This is a genomic window from Acinetobacter sp. AG3, assembly GCF_022343575.1.
Taxonomy (GTDB): domain Bacteria; phylum Pseudomonadota; class Gammaproteobacteria; order Pseudomonadales; family Moraxellaceae; genus Acinetobacter; species Acinetobacter guillouiae.
The window spans coordinates 1,994,004-2,009,157 of record NZ_JAKQZD010000001.1 but is presented as its reverse complement, the minus strand read 5'-3'; the positions used below and the strand labels follow the sequence as shown (position 1 = coordinate 2,009,157).

The following is a 15,154-nucleotide window of genomic DNA, read 5'->3' as shown; positions in this document are numbered from 1 at the left end:
CGTAAGCTTAAAATCAAGACACTTAAAAATGAAGAAGCTTAAAATTCAAAATAGCTAAAATGACAAAACGCCTAAGTTGAGGCGTTTTGTCATTTAGAAGCTACGATTAAGATGAATTCAAAGCCCTATTTTTGCTGAGGCTTGTGTTGGCTTTGCTGATTTTGTTGAGCCTGTTGGTTGGATTGTTGCTTTTGCTGATTTTGTTGATTTGATTGTTGATCTTGCTGACTGTGTTGCTTCTGCTGCTGATTAGATTGGTTGGGTTGACCTTGTTGGTCATTCTGCTGGTTTTGTTGCTGATTCTGTTGAGAGTTATGTTGTTGATTAGCCATTTTCATATCCATCCTTTTCAATATTGGGATATGCCGTACAAATCGACGACAACTGTTAATTTAGCCCTCTCAGTTTTCTATACAAGGATTGAGATGTTTCATTTTTCGACATTGTAAGCTGCAATTTAAGATATACCTTTTAAAAGAACCACTTCTCTATTTGCTCTTTTTACCTAAATTACTTAAACCACTACGAAGCTCAACAGTGCTTAGTCAGTTTTGCATCTCACTACACCGATGATTTAATCATCCAGCCCAAAGGATGAACAAATCCACACTAGATTTGATTTGAATTTATTTTAAACATCTTTTAATATTTCACTTGAATTTGCAACTTTTTCAAGACAGCCCATGAGCGAACAAATTTTTGCTTTGATCGACATTAACAATTGTTATGTCAGTTGCGAGCGCGTATTTAACCCCAGTTTAAATAACAAGCCAGTTGTCGTCTTAAGCAATAATGATGGTTGTGTCGTTTCACGAAGCAATGAAGCCAAGGCGTTAAACATAGATATGGCAATCCCTTGGCATGAAGTTGAACAACAAGCTAAAAAAGCTGGGGTACTCGCCTTTTCAAGTAACTATGCTTTATATGGTGATTTCTCAGATCGTTTTTTTAAAATTTTAAAGATTTTTTTTAAAGATGAGGATTTGGAAGCCTACTCTATTGATGAATGTTTTATCAATCTCAGCTCTTACCAAGACTTATTCGATCTACAGGATTACTGTAGAAAACTCATCAAAACCATCCAAAAATGGCTTGGTCTGCCCTGTTGCATTGGTATTGGCTATAGTAAAACTCAAGCCAAGCTTGCCAACAATTTTGCCAAGAAACGTGGAGGCTTTGATAGCGTCTGTGACCTGACTGGTTTAGATTTATGCAGTTTTGAAGGCCTACTGCTTGAAACCAGTGCTGCAGAAGTCTGGTGTGTTGGACGTAAAACCAGCAAACGCTTACAAGCTTATAATATTTATAATTGCTATGACTTAACTTTTGCCAATGAACATTACCTTGCACGCGAGTTTTCAGTGGTCATTGGACGCACCATTCGTGAGCTAAAAGGTCAATCCTGCATTGCTTTGGACGATGCAGACATTCCCTCCAAACGCATCCTTTCCTCACGCAGTTTTGCATCTGCTCTAAACAATGTTGAGATTATTAAACAAGCCATTATTTTCCATGTCAATCGTGCACATCAACGACTGAGCAAGCAACGACAACTGTGTGCAGTTGTGCATGTTTCCTTATATGAAAAAGTTGCACAAGCGCCCTATAAAAAGGCACAAAGCAGTGTCATTGGCTTGATGTATGCAACAGACGATTTGATGATTTTAACCAAGTCAGCATTACAGCAAATTGATGTTTTATTTAAAGAAAATTTAAAGTATGTAAAAGTTGCTGTGATGTTCTCAGCACTGCATAGCAAAAGCCAGCACATCAATGACTTATGGCATCCTGTAGACTTTATTCAGCAACGTGATCAACTTATGGATACGCTCTCAAGTATGAAACAACGCTTTGGCTCAGACTGTATACAAGTGGGTTATCATTCCAACCAAGAAACATGGAAAATGCGCCAGCAAAATCGGTCTCCAAGCTATACAACACGTTGTAGTGAGATCTTATCTATTGACGATAGTCATATGGCTGTTACACAAATCAAATGAATAGTTTTGGTCACTCAGTTTAAAATAAAGTCTCTGTAAAACATCTGCTAAAAATGTCATATTTTAACATTGCCATTTACAGACAAAATTAACATTATATAGCCCATACAAGGCACTGCGTTTCCGCGACGATTCAAAGAAAATATAAAGTATTTGTGGAAAAATATGCCATAATATGCAAACTTTGCAGACATCTTGCAAATTTTTTTGCGACTTTTGAATTGGAGCACTCTCAATGAGTTCGACCATTTTGGTCATTCACGGACCAAACTTAAACTTGCTAGGAAAGCGCGAACCTGAGGTCTATGGTCACCTCACATTGGATGACATTAACCAACAATTGAGTCTCCAAGCACGTCAAGCCAATATAAGTTTAGATACTTTTCAAAGCAACTGGGAAGGTGCTGTGGTCGATCGTATTCACCAAGCACAACAAGACGGCATAAAATTTATCATTATTAATCCTGCCGCGCTGACCCATACCTCAGTCGCTATACGTGATGCCCTACTTGGCGTTGCGATTCCATTTATTGAAGTACATCTTTCTAATGTTCATGCACGTGAAGCATTTAGACATCATTCTTATTTATCAGATAAAGCCGTTGGCGTCATTTGTGGTTTAGGTGCCAAAGGCTATTCTTTTGCACTTGATTTCGCCATCGAAAAACTTAAATCTTCAACCCAATCATAATTTAGGAATACGAACCCATGGATATTCGCAAAATTAAAAAGCTCATCGATTTGATGATCGAATCTGATCTTCAAGCAATTGAAGTGAAAGAAGGCGATCAATCGATTGCTTTAACTCGCCGTAATCCTGTGGTTGCTGCTGGTGTAGCACCTATTGCCCTCCCAACCGCTGAAGCGCCTGTAGTTAAAGCTGCCTCTCGTGGTGCAGTAGAAACGTCTCCAATGGTTGGTGTGTTCTATTCAGCACCAAGTCCTGGTGAAGCACCCTTTGTAAATGTAGGTCAAACTGTTTCTGCAGGTGAAACCCTCGGGATCATCGAAGCAATGAAAATTATGAACCCGATTGAAGCAACACAAAGTGGTGTAGTTGAAGAAATTTTAGTAAAAAATGGTGATGTAATCCAGTTCGGTCAACCTTTATTCCGCTACCGCGCGTAATACCTCGGGGGTTGATATGTTGCAAAAAGTTTTAATTGCAAACCGAGGTGAGATTGCGTTACGCATCACTCGAGCTTGCAAAACTTTAGGAATCAAAACTGTCGGCATCTATTCAGACGCTGATAAAGATTTGATGCATTTACGTTTTTGTGATGAAGCAGTATGTATAGGTCCAGGTGCGAGTAGCGAAAGCTATTTAAACATTCCTGCCATTATTACCGCAGCAGAAATTACAGGCGCAGATGCCATCCATCCCGGTTATGGTTTCTTATCTGAAAATGCTGAATTTGCAGAAATTGTAGAAAACTCAGGCTTTATTTTCATTGGACCGCGTCCTGAACATATTCGTCTAATGGGAAATAAAGTTTCTGCAATTACGGCGATGCGTAAAGCAGGTGTACCAACAGTTCCTGGTTCAGCACATGCTGTGACACCCAACAATGCGTTGGCTGAAGCCAAAGAAATTGGTTTCCCACTGATTGTAAAAGCTGCTTCAGGCGGTGGTGGTCGCGGAATGCGTATTGTTGAACGTGTCGATACATTACTTGAATCGGTTCAAGCTGCACAACGTGATGCTGAAATGTGGTTCGGTGATGATACGGTTTATATGGAACGTTTCCTGCAAAAACCACGTCATGTTGAGGTACAAGTTTTAGCAGATGGTAATGGTCAAGCGATTCATTTATATGACCGTGACTGCTCTTTACAACGTCGCCATCAAAAAGTGCTTGAAGAAGCACCTGCACCAGGTTTACCAGAAGAAGCGCGTGCGCATATTCTTGAAGCCTGTGTCAATGCATGTAAGTTGATGCAATACCGTGGTGCTGGTACTTTTGAGTTCTTATTTGAAGATGGTGAATTCTTCTTTATCGAGATGAATACCCGTGTTCAAGTTGAACATCCTGTGACTGAACAAGTGACTGGTGTAGATATTATTGAACAGCAATTACGTATCGCTGCGGGTCTAGGTTTAAATCTTCAACAAGAAGATATTAAAATCGAAGGTCATGCGATTGAATGCCGTATCAATGCAGAAGATCCGTCGACCTTCTTACCATCACCAGGTAAAATTGAATCATTCTATGCGCCAGGCGGTGCAGGTATCCGTTTAGATTCTCATATCTATCAAGGATATAACATTCCTCCGTATTATGACTCAATGATCGCAAAGTTGATTTCTTATGGTAAAGATCGTGAAACTGCGATTGCCCGTATGAAACAAGCCTTGGATGAGATGATCTTAACTGGAATTAAAACCAATATTCCATTACATAAAGATCTGATCCTTGAAGACAAAAACTTCTGTTCACAAGCAATGGATATTCACTACCTTGAAAAACACTTGTTAAAACAAGTTCAAGGACATGAAAAAGATGCTTAATATGCATCCTCTAATCCAGTAAAAAATCCAATAAAAAACCTCTGTAAAATCAGAGGTTTTTTATTTTAAAGCAAATGCTTGACTATTTAGCCAAGCATTGATGCTTTAAATCAACTTAAGGCAAGACTCTGCGTAAAGTAGCAAAGCACTGATCGCCTTTGTCAGAAATACAAAAATTCAAAGTATTCTTATTAACCCACTTCACAAAATATTGGGTAACTTCACCTGACTGATCTTCTTTACGCCCCGAACAATCAGTTTCATTATTTTCATAGCGAATTTGCATGATTAATGCGGGTGGCTTTTCCAGCGTATTATCGGGTGAAGGCTGATAATCAAACAGACCGATTGACCACTCTTTGGCACTATTCACCACCACTTCATTGGAACCGCGGAAATTATAATATTCTGTACATTTCTTATTTTCTGGAATTTCCATGCCCCATAAGCCTAAAATTTCAGGGCGAGTATTTATACGAATTGTGCTTGTGGTATTGGTTGCAGCCACAGTCGCAGGATTGGTTGCTTGAGGTTGAACTGTTTCAGCTCTCGCAAAAGGTGAAAGGCTAAGCAATAAAGAAATTATAAGTGCTGTTTTTTTCATACCAAGTCTGTATGTAATATTTCATCAGACATAAATTAGCATAGATTTAGAATAAAACATGTAAAATTAACGATATATGAACAATCTTTCTTGTTTAGTCTAGGCAAAAACATTTTTGTGACGAGCCCGAATTAAGGTAACTAAAACTATTGATTTATCGATATAAATAGATATGATTACTTATTAATACCTTAGCAGAGCCAGATAAAATATTGGCTTAGAGATTAATCCCTCTTTAGAATAGGTTAGAAAATTGCCTCGAGCTATCGCATATTTAAGTCAAACGCTTAAAGACAACATCTCTGCATTTTTTATTATTGCAATGATTATTTTTGTCTGCGCATTGGCTGGAATATTTGGTAGACCCTTATCCTTTCTTGCCATTTTTTGGCCCGCAAATGCTGTTTTACTTGGACTTTTTTTAAGGTTTCATCGCTTAAAAAATATAGGGGGATGGATTGGTGCATTTACCGCCTTTATGCTCGCAGATCTGCTTACTGGCAATTCATTTTTAATCACCTTCTTTCTGACTCTGGCCAATCTAGCTCACGCCTTGGTCACATTAGGACTGATTCGTTTTTTTAAACTGGATTATAAACAATATAATAAAGGCCTAACATTTTTATACTTATTTGCAATCAGTGCCTTTGGCGGTTGTTTAGCCTCACCAATCGTTGCAAGTTTAACAGTCCCTTATTTACCAAATACCTTTATGGTTATGGATAGAATCTGGATTGATTTTGGCATGTGGTGGACGGGTGAAATCCTCAATGTCATTGCCTTTTTACCGATTATATTGGCAATCCCAGATAAAAAAACCATTCAAAACCATATTCAACAATTTAAACAACAGCCTTTTCAATACGAAAAATTTCTTCCGCTGTTGGGTGTGATTTTATCGGTCATTCTGACTCATTTTTTTCTGGGTCCAGGTGCAATCATGTTCCCCATTGCAGCACTGGTCTGGGCTGCACTAAGCTATAATTTATTCTTTGTCTCTATCATTAACTGTATCGTGTGTATGCTGCTCTATAATGCATTGACTGCATATTATATTGCTCAGTCTCCAGATGCCTATTTAGGCACCACACTGTCTGTACGCATCGGTTTAATGATGTTGGCTTTAGGGCCTTTAACCCTTGCTATTATCAGTTTAAATCGCCAAAAGCTTTATCACCAAATCTTATACTTAGCCAATCATGATGGTCTCACCACCACACTCAATCGTCGTTATTTCTATGAAGAAAGTGAACGTACCATTGCTGAGGATGTTGAAAAGCAACAAGCACACAGTGTCACGATTTTGGTTTTAGATTTAGATCATTTTAAGAAAATTAATGATCAATATGGCCATGTGATTGGTGATTATGTTTTGCAAGAGTTTACCCATCAAGTCAAAGCACAAATTCGCGCGAATGATCTATTTGGTCGCTTAGGTGGTGAAGAGTTTGCTATATTATTAAAAGATCTATCTTTAGAACAAAGTGTTGCCATTGCACAAAGAATTTGTAATAGCGTTTTCAATACCCCGATTCATTTAGATGATCAGCGTAGCTTAAATATCAGCGTCAGTATTGGCTTAAGTTATCAGACTTTACCCTATTGCATACCTTTTCAACAGCTGATTAAACGGGCTGATGATGCTTTGTATTTAGCCAAGGAAAAAGGTAGAAATCAACTTTGTCTAGAAACCACGATCGAGCAAAACCAAAAGATATTTGCCCAATAACTCAGAACAGCAAGGGAAAGCTATGAAATTTTCAGAATATATTCAATATGATGGTATCGGTTTAGCACAGCTTGTTCAAAACAAAGAAGTACAAGCACATGAATTATTAGAAATCGCAATTCAACGCGCTGAACAGGTAAACCCTAAAATTAATGCGATCGTTATTCCGATTTATGAACAGGCATTAAAAAATACCCAAAACTATGCAACTGGTCCCTTTTCAGGTGTACCGTTTTTGCTCAAAGATCTACACCAAGAATATGCGGGTGTCGCAACTTCATTTGGTTCTAAAGCATTTAAAAATGCTAAATATATTGCTAAAGAAAACTCAGAAATCGTCAATCGCTGGGTAAAATCGGGCGTGGTTACTTTTGGTTTAACCAATTCGCCAGAGTTTGGCATTAAAGGTATCACTGAACCTGAGGCTTGGGGCAGTTGCAAAAATCCGTGGAATTTAAAACACAATAGTGGTGGTTCTTCTGGAGGTTCTGCTTCTGGCGTGGCAGCAGGTATCGTACCAATTGCAGGTGCAAGTGATGGAGGCGGTTCTATTCGGATTCCAGCCTCATATTGTGGCCTATTTGGTTTAAAGCCAAGTCGTGGACGTACACCTTGGGGACCTGAAATCAGTGAAGCAATGCATGGGGCTGCGATGCAACATGTATTGTGCAAATCAGTCCGTGACAGTGCCGCAATGTTAGATGCTACTCAAGGCTCAGATCGCACGGCGCTTTTCAATATCCAAAGTCCAACTGAACGCTACTTAGACATCATTGAAAAAGCCCCAAAACGTTTGCGAATTGGCTTTTCCACTGTTTCCCCAATTGGAACCAAAGTTTCAAAAGATGCAGTACAAGCCATTCAAAAAACCGCCAAACTTTTAGAATCTTTAGGACATATTGTTGAAGAAGCAACCCCTCAGATTGACGGTATGGCGCTTGCCAAAGACTTTATTACCACATGGTTTAGTCAATGCGCTTATACAGTGAATCAAGTCAAACAGCGATTTGGTGCAACAGATCAGGATTTTGAATTAGATACTTTGGCAATTGCAGCATTTGGTGCCAAAGCTTCTGCTGTGGACTATATTAACAACCTCAATAACTGGGGTGTTTATGTTGCAAAAATGAACCATTTCTTTGAGCGTTATGACTTATTTCTGATTCCGTCTACAGCCTCAGTTGCACCTAAAAATGGTGAGGTAAAAACACCATCTTGGCAGGTTCCGATTTTAAAAGCCTTGCTCAAAGTCGATCAAGCCCACTTACTGGCAAAAGGTAAGCTGGTTGAGCAGATGATTAAAAATAATTTGCAATGGGTTCCATTTACCCAATTGGCCAATATTACGGGCTTACCAGCCATGTCAGTACCTTTATATTGGAATAAAGATAATCTGCCCTTAGGTTCACAATTTATTGCACCTTTTGGACGTGAGGATGTGTTATTACAACTGGCGGCACAATTGGAGCAAACGCAACCTTGGGCAGCTAAATATAAAGGCATTGCGATATAAATTTTATCAGCTTAAATATTCACATTAGTCATCTGGTACTGGTGTGAATATTTTTGAGAATAGCGTGGCATTGCAAGCTTTTCAATCATACATATTCATTTCTATAGAAGAGTATAATTTCCATAAGTTATAAAGTTTGCTTTCGTAAGATTATTCTTAGTTCATTACTTTAACCCTCTTTATATAAATGAGAAGCATCACGCAATTAATATACATCACGTAAGTAACGTTTTTGTTCAATCAACTGCTCAAACTGATCTTCACCTAAAATATCAATTAATACTGTTTCAACCCCTTGTGCCATCCCCTTTAAACTACCACAAATATAAATTGATGCACCTTGCTCAATCCAATGTTTAAGTTGCACTGATTTCTCCAATACACAATCTTGTACATATTTCTGATTATCTGTATCACGTGAAAACGCATAATCAATTTGCGACAGTACAGACTGTTGTTGCCATAAATTCAATTGATCTGCAAAGCCAAGGTCAACTTGGTACTGACGTTCACCATAAATCAACCAGTTTTGCTGAAAAGACCATTCTGCACGTTGCCGAATATGTGACATCAAGCCTGCTATCCCAGAACCATTTCCAATCAGAATAATAGGTTGATCATTTTGGACCAAATAAAATGCAGGATTTGAACGAACTCGACAAGAAATTTGCTCACCTAAAGCCAGCGCATGGGTAAGATAGCCTGAACCCAGCCCTAAACCTGTTTGATGAACTTCTCGTCTGACCACCAACTCAATCTGATTTTGCGATGTAATACTGGCAATCGAATATTCACGAATCGGTAAGTCTTCTACCTGTGCCAACCATTGCTCAAATGCCGTTGAATGTTGCATGGCATCAAATGAACGTAAATTCTTAAACCGCAATAATTCTATTGGATGATTAGCCTGAAACACACTGGAGTTTTGAAGATTAAAATGATCTAAAAATGCCTTGATTTGTGAATCTGTATTGGCACATTGAATTTCAAGAATATCACCAGATTTCCAACATAATGCTTCAACTTGGGTAAACACAAGATGATACATTGGATGCCCTAAACTGCCTTGATTTAATAAATGGCGTTCAGATAAAACCACGGAATGAAATGGATGTTGTGTCAATTGAACAGGTTGAGCTGAATATTGCGGCAAAACTAGGTCAAGTTGAGTTTGCCATTCCGTCAGACCTGTAGGGTTTAGTTGATCAACACAAATCATGGGAAATAAAGCTTGTGCATGGTTTTCAGTTAACCATAAATCCAATTGTCTACCAAAATTACAGAAATTTGCATAATGCGAATCACCAAAAGCCAACACAGCATACTCAATGTCATTTATATCAAATGACTTTGTCATTACGTTTTTAACAAACTGACGTGCTGAATCTGGTGCATCCCCCTCGCCATAAGTACTAACGATCCATAGAATCTTTAAGCTACGTTTAAATAAAGCGGCATTCACCTGTTCAATACTCAAGCACTGAACCAAATAACCTGAAGCAGATAATTGCTGGGCTGTTTGCAAAGCAAAACTTTCTGTCTGCCCTGACTGACTTGCATATACAATCAAATATTCATCTGCATTTTGAGCTAAATTGCGTTTTGATTGAGGTCTCAATAAAAGCAACAGAAAAATGCCATGAAATATAAACAAGATTGCTAAAAATATAAGTACAGTCAGTACAGCATGTGTCATTGTTCTAACCTTTTATACCACTATCCAAACCAGAAGCATCAATAACGCTAAGCTGAATACCGTCAAGAAAAGATGTGTTTTTAAGCGAGTCTTAATACTTAAAAATAGGATATAGCCTGCCAATGATAAGATCGTAATGATGATTGCACTGATATCAATCAGCCAAGTCCATGCTTTACCCGCATTTTTTCCACGGTGCAAATCACTGATCAATGAAACGGTAGAGGCTGGTTTAAGCGTAATTTCAGCTTGACCATTGTCTAAAGTGACCCAAATATCTGTTGAACCTGCTGGGCTTGCCAAATGAATCATGACTTCATTGTCCATGACTTCACCACTCTTATAACGACCAATGACTGCATGATGTTGTCGTAGATAATCTACGATTTGAGTGCTTGGATTCTCTTGGTCTTTAATTTGAGTCAGGACATTTTCAGGTAAAGTAATCGTTTCAGTATTTTCATCTGTTGCAGGGGTAAACCATTCAGGGTGGTTTAAAATTAATCCCGTAACAGCAAAAAAGATTAATACAATAAAGGCAAAAGCTGATAACCAGCCATGCACATAACGTGCATGGCGGTAAAAATCTCGACGTTGATACACAATTAAACTCTCATCAAAACTTTTATCAAAACGCTTATCCGAACAGGCATAGTCAGCAAATTAATTCACTTTCTGGAAATTCAGTTTGACGACACCTATTTCCTTTTGTGCCGGTAAATTTTGAGAGGAAGCTTTTGCTTTTACGTCCAAGTTAAAGGTTTGATAAGAATGATCACCATGCTCACGTGAAGCTTCAACATGTATTTGATATTGCCCTGCATCTACAGTTTTACCATTGTCATCTTTACCATCCCAAGCCAGCTTATAATTACCCGGTTGGCGTGACGGTTTAGCAACTGCATCCAAGTTCGTTATTTGACGACCATAACGGCGCCACCATACATAGTTTGAATTAATCCATTTTGGGTCTTTGCCCCAAGCAGCAAGTGTCCGCACTAATTTTTTATCACTGTCGGTCACCCAGATCGAGATATAAGGTGCACGATAATTTTCCACAACCAATTTGGGAATAACCAAATCGATCACCGCTTGATAACCTGCGGGCCATTTTGCTGAAGCATTTGCTGCAACATTATGAAAATCTGCTTGCTGTGGCAGTTGAACCAAAGCATTCCAACCTGTGCTTTGATGCGTTTCACCTGTTGATAGTGTCAGTTGAGCTTCATAACCGAGCAAAGATTCGATCAGTTGCATGCCTTCTGCTGGCTTCATCACAGTCAAGGCTGTTGCTAAAGCATCCGCATCCGCAGCACATTTTCCAACAACTACACATTGCTCAACATGTTGGATTGGCAAACCGGTATGTGGATCTAAAAGATGAGATTGCCCCGCCAGACTACGATAACCCTGACCACTGAATGCGACCGCTTGGTCTTTTAAGTTTAAAACTTGGCTTGGTGCTAGATTGTCATAGTGATGAAAGGCATCTTGTACACCAACATTCCAACCCGCTTGATTGGGTGAGGTTCCCCAAACGCGCATGTCACCACCAATATCCAGTAAAATACCTTTTAAATTCGGTACCGTTTGACGTGCTGCAATTAAAGCTCGATCAATAATATAGCCTTTTGCATAGCCATCTGGTGCAAAAGTAACAGAGCTATCCATTTGCACACTTTTTGTTTTTTCATCCAAGCGAACACTGTTGTCTTGCAACTGAGAAATCAATTGATCACGTGTACTTTGATCAATTTCAAGCATGCCATTGGCCTGTTGCCACATTGCAATCAAATTGCCTAAACGCGCATCAAATGCGCCACAGGTTTTACCACGCCAAGCTTCACATGCAGCGATGACTTGATACAAATCCGCAGATGCTGTGAGATGCTTTTGTTGGTTGAGTTGCGAAATTTCACTGTCATTTTGCCAAGTTGATAACACTTGATTCAAATCAGAAATTTCTTTTTCGATTGCAGCTGTTGCACGTTCAGCTTCTTGTTGCGAAGTTCCAGTAATCACCACATCTAAAGATGTACCCAAAACATGATCACGATGGAAATGATGACTTTCCAATTCAACATGGTTATTGCTTGTAGCAGAAACCTGCACTGTTTCTGCATAACTATGCAGTGGAGATATCAGTGCTAATGCCATGACCAGAGGCGAAAGACGAAATACGGCACGAGTTGAGGGTGAACGTCTGCTTGATGAGGACATACGGATAGTCTCTGAATTTTGTTAAAATAATATTGATAATGATACTTGTTATCAAGTACATTATGTAAAATATTTTAACTTAAGTTTACAGGACGCTTTAAATGAATCAATGGCTCAAAATTGCCTTGCTATCTGCATTACCCGTAGTTGGTTCTGCACATACCATCAGCCCTTTTATTCTCCCTGAAGTTTTTGATACCAGCGCATCCCAAAATGTAAGCTTCCAGAGTTCACTGACCCTTGAAAAATTTTTTGTTCCCAGCATTAACTTTAAAACCAGCTATCTCATTACAGATCCTAAGGGTCAGCAAATAAAAATAAACCCTGCTGCCGAATTAAAACGCTTTAATGTTGCTGAGTTTGATCTTCCAAGTGAAGGGACTTACCGTATCCGTACAGATAATGCTTTAGGGAATAGTAGTAAATATGCCCTTATAGATGGTCGATGGTTACGTATCCGCCCTGTACGTCAGCAAAATGCAAATATGCAAGCGCCTAAACCAGAACAACCAAAAGCCGATGCTGAAAAAAAACCAGTAACACCACCACAACCGCCACGTTCAGTTTCAGCAGACCAAGTCCCTGCAAACGCACAAATCTTAGAAGTTAAAAACAATATTATTGCTGAAAGCTTTGTCACCAAAGGTAAACCAAGTCCTGTCCCAGCAATCACTAATAAAGGATTTGAAGTTAAGTTTTTAACCCATCCAAATGAATTGTTTGCGGGTGAATCATTAAAAGCGCAGATTTTACTCAATGGCAAAGCTGTACCAAACCTTGAAGTTGATGTGTTTAAAGGCGCCAGTAGTTATGAAACCAGTGCACAACGTGAACAACCACATGTAAAAACCAATGCAAAAGGTGAAGTGGAAGTTAAATTTGAAAAACCTGGAATTTATTTGATTACGACTTCTTATCCAGAGGCTAATCCTGACAATAGCAAAAAGCCAGAAAGTGAGATTTTTACTTATGGTCTAACCGTTGAGGTTGCTGAGTAAATCCTATTAAGATCTTAATTTTTATTTAATAGATCTTGCGAAAGTTAGTCAAAAAAATGAGCATTAAGCACCCATCCATATTTTGGACTGGATATGCAATGAGTTGTTTTTATATTGACGAATTATACATGGTCGTTCTATCGCGTGGCGACATGGATGTCGCCGTTGGGCGGGGGTACAGGACGTACCCCTCGCCTAACGGAAGATTTTTGTCACCTTTTCATCTCTGAAAAGTGAGGCATCGCCTACGCAAACCTATTTAAACTTCAATTGTAAAGTGTGGCATTGTAAGCTTTTCAATCATACATATTCATTTCTATGGAAAAGTATAAGTTCCAAGTTATAAAGTTTACTTTCGTAAGAAAAGCCAAATAATTAGCATATTTATTAGCTTTCTTTCACAAGTCTTTTTAAAAGCATAAATCGACATAAAAGCACCCTCATCCTAGCCTTCTCCCAGAGGGCATTGGTATCTACACATCTTTTTGTAGAGACTCTAATGCAATTTCAGCAATCAGCTTAAGGTCATCAACCGAATGTTCAGATAATAATTGTAGTGTATTCAGTAATATTGACAGACCAGCCAAAATTGCAGGAGCACTTTCCCTTGTTCCTCTTTTTTGTTGCCTTCCTGATAGACGTGTTAGAAAGACTCTAACTCTTGAATTTTTCTCATCATTTTCTCGCTGTATTCGCCAAGTTAATACACATGCCATACTTGCAATTAAGAGTCGTCTTAATATCGCTTGCGGAGTTGTTTGTAGCCATGACTCAATGTCATGGCCCGCCTGTTTTAACAACTTAAAATAGTTTTCTATTTTCCAACGCCAGTAATACCAAGTTGCCAATTCTATACTTGGAATTTCTGATGATACATTACTTAATAAGCTCCAACGAGAAAGTGATTTTCCTTGCTTATTTTTAACTTCAACTACAATCAGTCGAACGGTTAATGACTTTCCCTTTTGTGGTGGAACTCTTTTTCCCGTTTCGTCTTTTTGCATTGGTCTTGCATTACGCGTAATACTGATTTGAGTTTCACCAACATAGAGTTGTTCGCAATTCCCTTTATATTGAATTGTATGGGTTTGTGTAGTTGGTATTTGGTCTGACACTTCCCTTAACTTAACATCTTCTCCTTGATATTCAACACGATTTCCTTCTTTACCTCGAATAAGAAATAAATGTTCTTGTTGATTCAATAATCTAAGATGAGCAATTGAATCTCCTTCACGATCAATAATATGTACGAGTTTCTTTTCTATTGGTAAAGACTCAATATGTTCGATTTGTTCACATAGTGCATTTAAATGGGTTTCTTTTATTTTATGCCCATCAGTAAATGTTGAATAACGTCCAGTAGCATCACATAAAGTTTGATCTAATGGTGCAATGGGTAAACCCGTTTCCGCATCAATTAATAAACTGCTTTGTAATTCATAGCCTTTGTCACTTGCATGTGTTCTTTTGAATCTATTTAACTTGTTGTTATGTTTGAAATATTGTAGTTGAGACCAATCATGAGCAACTAAGGCATAGTGATGGTTCGATAGAGCGATTTGTTCAAGCGCAAGTTTTTGAATAGGCTGATTGAGTTGTTGAAATGAAACGTTTTCGTTATTTAAGAAACGCCAAACTGCTTGGGTTGTAGCAAAGCTAGTCTTTTGGGTAGAGGCAATATCTTTAAGCGCTGGGGCTAATGAAGCAAGTGGATTCATATTAAGTTTTACAAGACTTCCGTAGCGTTTAACTAATCGGTTATCTAAGTGTGGAATGTTAAATTGGAGAGCATGCTCTCCAATTTAACTTAAATAGATTTAATTGTGTAGATACCTATGCCCAGAGGGAGAAGGAACTTTTAATACGAATATGATTCAATTCAAAT

General features: G+C 38.5%; 13 protein-coding genes. 7 read left to right on the top strand and 6 right to left on the bottom strand.

Annotation, left to right across the window (positions count from 1 at the left end):
* Positions 1 to 125 precede the first annotated feature (125 nt).
* Positions 126 to 332: a hypothetical protein gene (locus L3V46_RS09280; RefSeq protein WP_209826038.1), complete on the bottom strand. Its 207-nt coding sequence runs from the start codon at positions 330 to 332 to the stop codon at positions 126 to 128.
* Between the two features lie 351 nt (positions 333 to 683).
* On the opposite strand from L3V46_RS09280, the gene L3V46_RS09275 reads away from it, so the two are divergent.
* The 4 genes from L3V46_RS09275 to accC all read left to right on the top strand — a co-directional run bounded on the left by L3V46_RS09275 (position 684) and on the right by accC (position 4,509).
* Positions 684 to 2,000 carry a Y-family DNA polymerase gene (locus tag L3V46_RS09275; RefSeq protein WP_239045496.1) on the top strand — a complete coding sequence of 439 codons (1,317 nt, stop codon included), beginning with the start codon at positions 684 to 686 and terminating at the stop codon, positions 1,998 to 2,000.
* Positions 2,001 to 2,235: 235 nt separating this feature from the next.
* Entirely contained in the window at positions 2,236 to 2,691 is a 456-nt protein-coding gene (gene aroQ, locus L3V46_RS09270) for a type II 3-dehydroquinate dehydratase (RefSeq protein ID WP_004719793.1), read from the top strand.
* Between the two features lie 17 nt (positions 2,692 to 2,708).
* Positions 2,709 to 3,128, top strand: coding sequence for a biotin/lipoyl-containing protein (locus tag L3V46_RS09265; RefSeq protein WP_004719790.1), 420 nt, complete (start codon positions 2,709 to 2,711; stop codon positions 3,126 to 3,128).
* Positions 3,129 to 3,144: 16 nt separating this feature from the next.
* Positions 3,145 to 4,509: an acetyl-CoA carboxylase biotin carboxylase subunit gene (accC, locus tag L3V46_RS09260; RefSeq protein WP_239045495.1), complete on the top strand. Its 1,365-nt coding sequence runs from the start codon at positions 3,145 to 3,147 to the stop codon at positions 4,507 to 4,509.
* A 115-nt stretch (positions 4,510 to 4,624) separates the two neighbouring features.
* Here accC and L3V46_RS09255 read toward each other — a convergent pair whose 3' ends face one another.
* The gene (locus L3V46_RS09255; protein ID WP_004821977.1) at positions 4,625 to 5,113 is read right to left on the bottom strand and encodes a hypothetical protein; all 489 of its coding nucleotides are present in this window, start codon (positions 5,111 to 5,113) and stop codon (positions 4,625 to 4,627) included.
* 253 nt (positions 5,114 to 5,366) lie between these two features.
* Between L3V46_RS09255 and L3V46_RS09250 the strand changes: the two genes are divergently transcribed.
* On the top strand, positions 5,367 to 6,842 hold the full coding sequence (locus tag L3V46_RS09250; RefSeq protein WP_151802379.1) for a GGDEF domain-containing protein: 1,476 nt from the start codon (positions 5,367 to 5,369) through the stop codon (positions 6,840 to 6,842).
* 22 nt (positions 6,843 to 6,864) lie between these two features.
* Positions 6,865 to 8,355: an amidase family protein gene (locus tag L3V46_RS09245; protein WP_004821981.1), complete on the top strand. Its 1,491-nt coding sequence runs from the start codon at positions 6,865 to 6,867 to the stop codon at positions 8,353 to 8,355.
* Positions 8,356 to 8,560: 205 nt separating this feature from the next.
* Here L3V46_RS09245 and L3V46_RS09240 read toward each other — a convergent pair whose 3' ends face one another.
* From L3V46_RS09240 to L3V46_RS09230, 3 genes are read right to left on the bottom strand one after another with little or no spacing between them, the layout of a single operon-like run.
* Positions 8,561 to 10,051 carry a flavodoxin domain-containing protein gene (locus L3V46_RS09240; RefSeq protein ID WP_239045494.1) on the bottom strand — a complete coding sequence of 497 codons (1,491 nt, stop codon included), beginning with the start codon at positions 10,049 to 10,051 and terminating at the stop codon, positions 8,561 to 8,563.
* A 12-nt stretch (positions 10,052 to 10,063) separates the two neighbouring features.
* Positions 10,064 to 10,654, bottom strand: a complete 591-nt coding sequence (locus tag L3V46_RS09235; RefSeq protein ID WP_004821984.1) for a PepSY-associated TM helix domain-containing protein — start codon at positions 10,652 to 10,654, stop codon at positions 10,064 to 10,066.
* Positions 10,655 to 10,714: 60 nt separating this feature from the next.
* Positions 10,715 to 12,271: a DUF2271 domain-containing protein gene (locus L3V46_RS09230; protein WP_239045493.1), complete on the bottom strand. Its 1,557-nt coding sequence runs from the start codon at positions 12,269 to 12,271 to the stop codon at positions 10,715 to 10,717.
* A 101-nt stretch (positions 12,272 to 12,372) separates the two neighbouring features.
* Here L3V46_RS09230 and L3V46_RS09225 point away from each other — a divergent pair, with 101 nt between their 5' ends.
* Positions 12,373 to 13,269: a DUF4198 domain-containing protein gene (locus tag L3V46_RS09225; RefSeq protein WP_239045492.1), complete on the top strand. Its 897-nt coding sequence runs from the start codon at positions 12,373 to 12,375 to the stop codon at positions 13,267 to 13,269.
* 473 nt (positions 13,270 to 13,742) lie between these two features.
* Here L3V46_RS09225 and L3V46_RS09220 read toward each other — a convergent pair whose 3' ends face one another.
* The gene (locus tag L3V46_RS09220; protein WP_239045165.1) at positions 13,743 to 14,987 is read right to left on the bottom strand and encodes a transposase; all 1,245 of its coding nucleotides are present in this window, start codon (positions 14,985 to 14,987) and stop codon (positions 13,743 to 13,745) included.
* Positions 14,988 to 15,154 lie beyond the last annotated feature (167 nt).

Coding starts and splice junctions, on each gene's coding strand:
- L3V46_RS09245 (WP_004821981.1), top strand. CDS start 6,865: ATGAAATTTTCAGAATATATTCAATATGATGGTATCGGTTTAGCACAG.
- L3V46_RS09280 (WP_209826038.1), bottom strand. CDS start 332: ATGGCTAATCAACAACATAACTCTCAACAGAATCAGCAACAAAACCAG.
- L3V46_RS09225 (WP_239045492.1), top strand. CDS start 12,373: ATGAATCAATGGCTCAAAATTGCCTTGCTATCTGCATTACCCGTAGTT.
- L3V46_RS09230 (WP_239045493.1), bottom strand. CDS start 12,271: ATGTCCTCATCAAGCAGACGTTCACCCTCAACTCGTGCCGTATTTCGT.
- L3V46_RS09220 (WP_239045165.1), bottom strand. CDS start 14,987: ATGAATCCACTTGCTTCATTAGCCCCAGCGCTTAAAGATATTGCCTCT.
- L3V46_RS09275 (WP_239045496.1), top strand. CDS start 684: ATGAGCGAACAAATTTTTGCTTTGATCGACATTAACAATTGTTATGTC.
- L3V46_RS09240 (WP_239045494.1), bottom strand. CDS start 10,051: ATGACACATGCTGTACTGACTGTACTTATATTTTTAGCAATCTTGTTT.
- L3V46_RS09255 (WP_004821977.1), bottom strand. CDS start 5,113: ATGAAAAAAACAGCACTTATAATTTCTTTATTGCTTAGCCTTTCACCT.
- aroQ (WP_004719793.1), top strand. CDS start 2,236: ATGAGTTCGACCATTTTGGTCATTCACGGACCAAACTTAAACTTGCTA.
- L3V46_RS09265 (WP_004719790.1), top strand. CDS start 2,709: ATGGATATTCGCAAAATTAAAAAGCTCATCGATTTGATGATCGAATCT.
- accC (WP_239045495.1), top strand. CDS start 3,145: ATGTTGCAAAAAGTTTTAATTGCAAACCGAGGTGAGATTGCGTTACGC.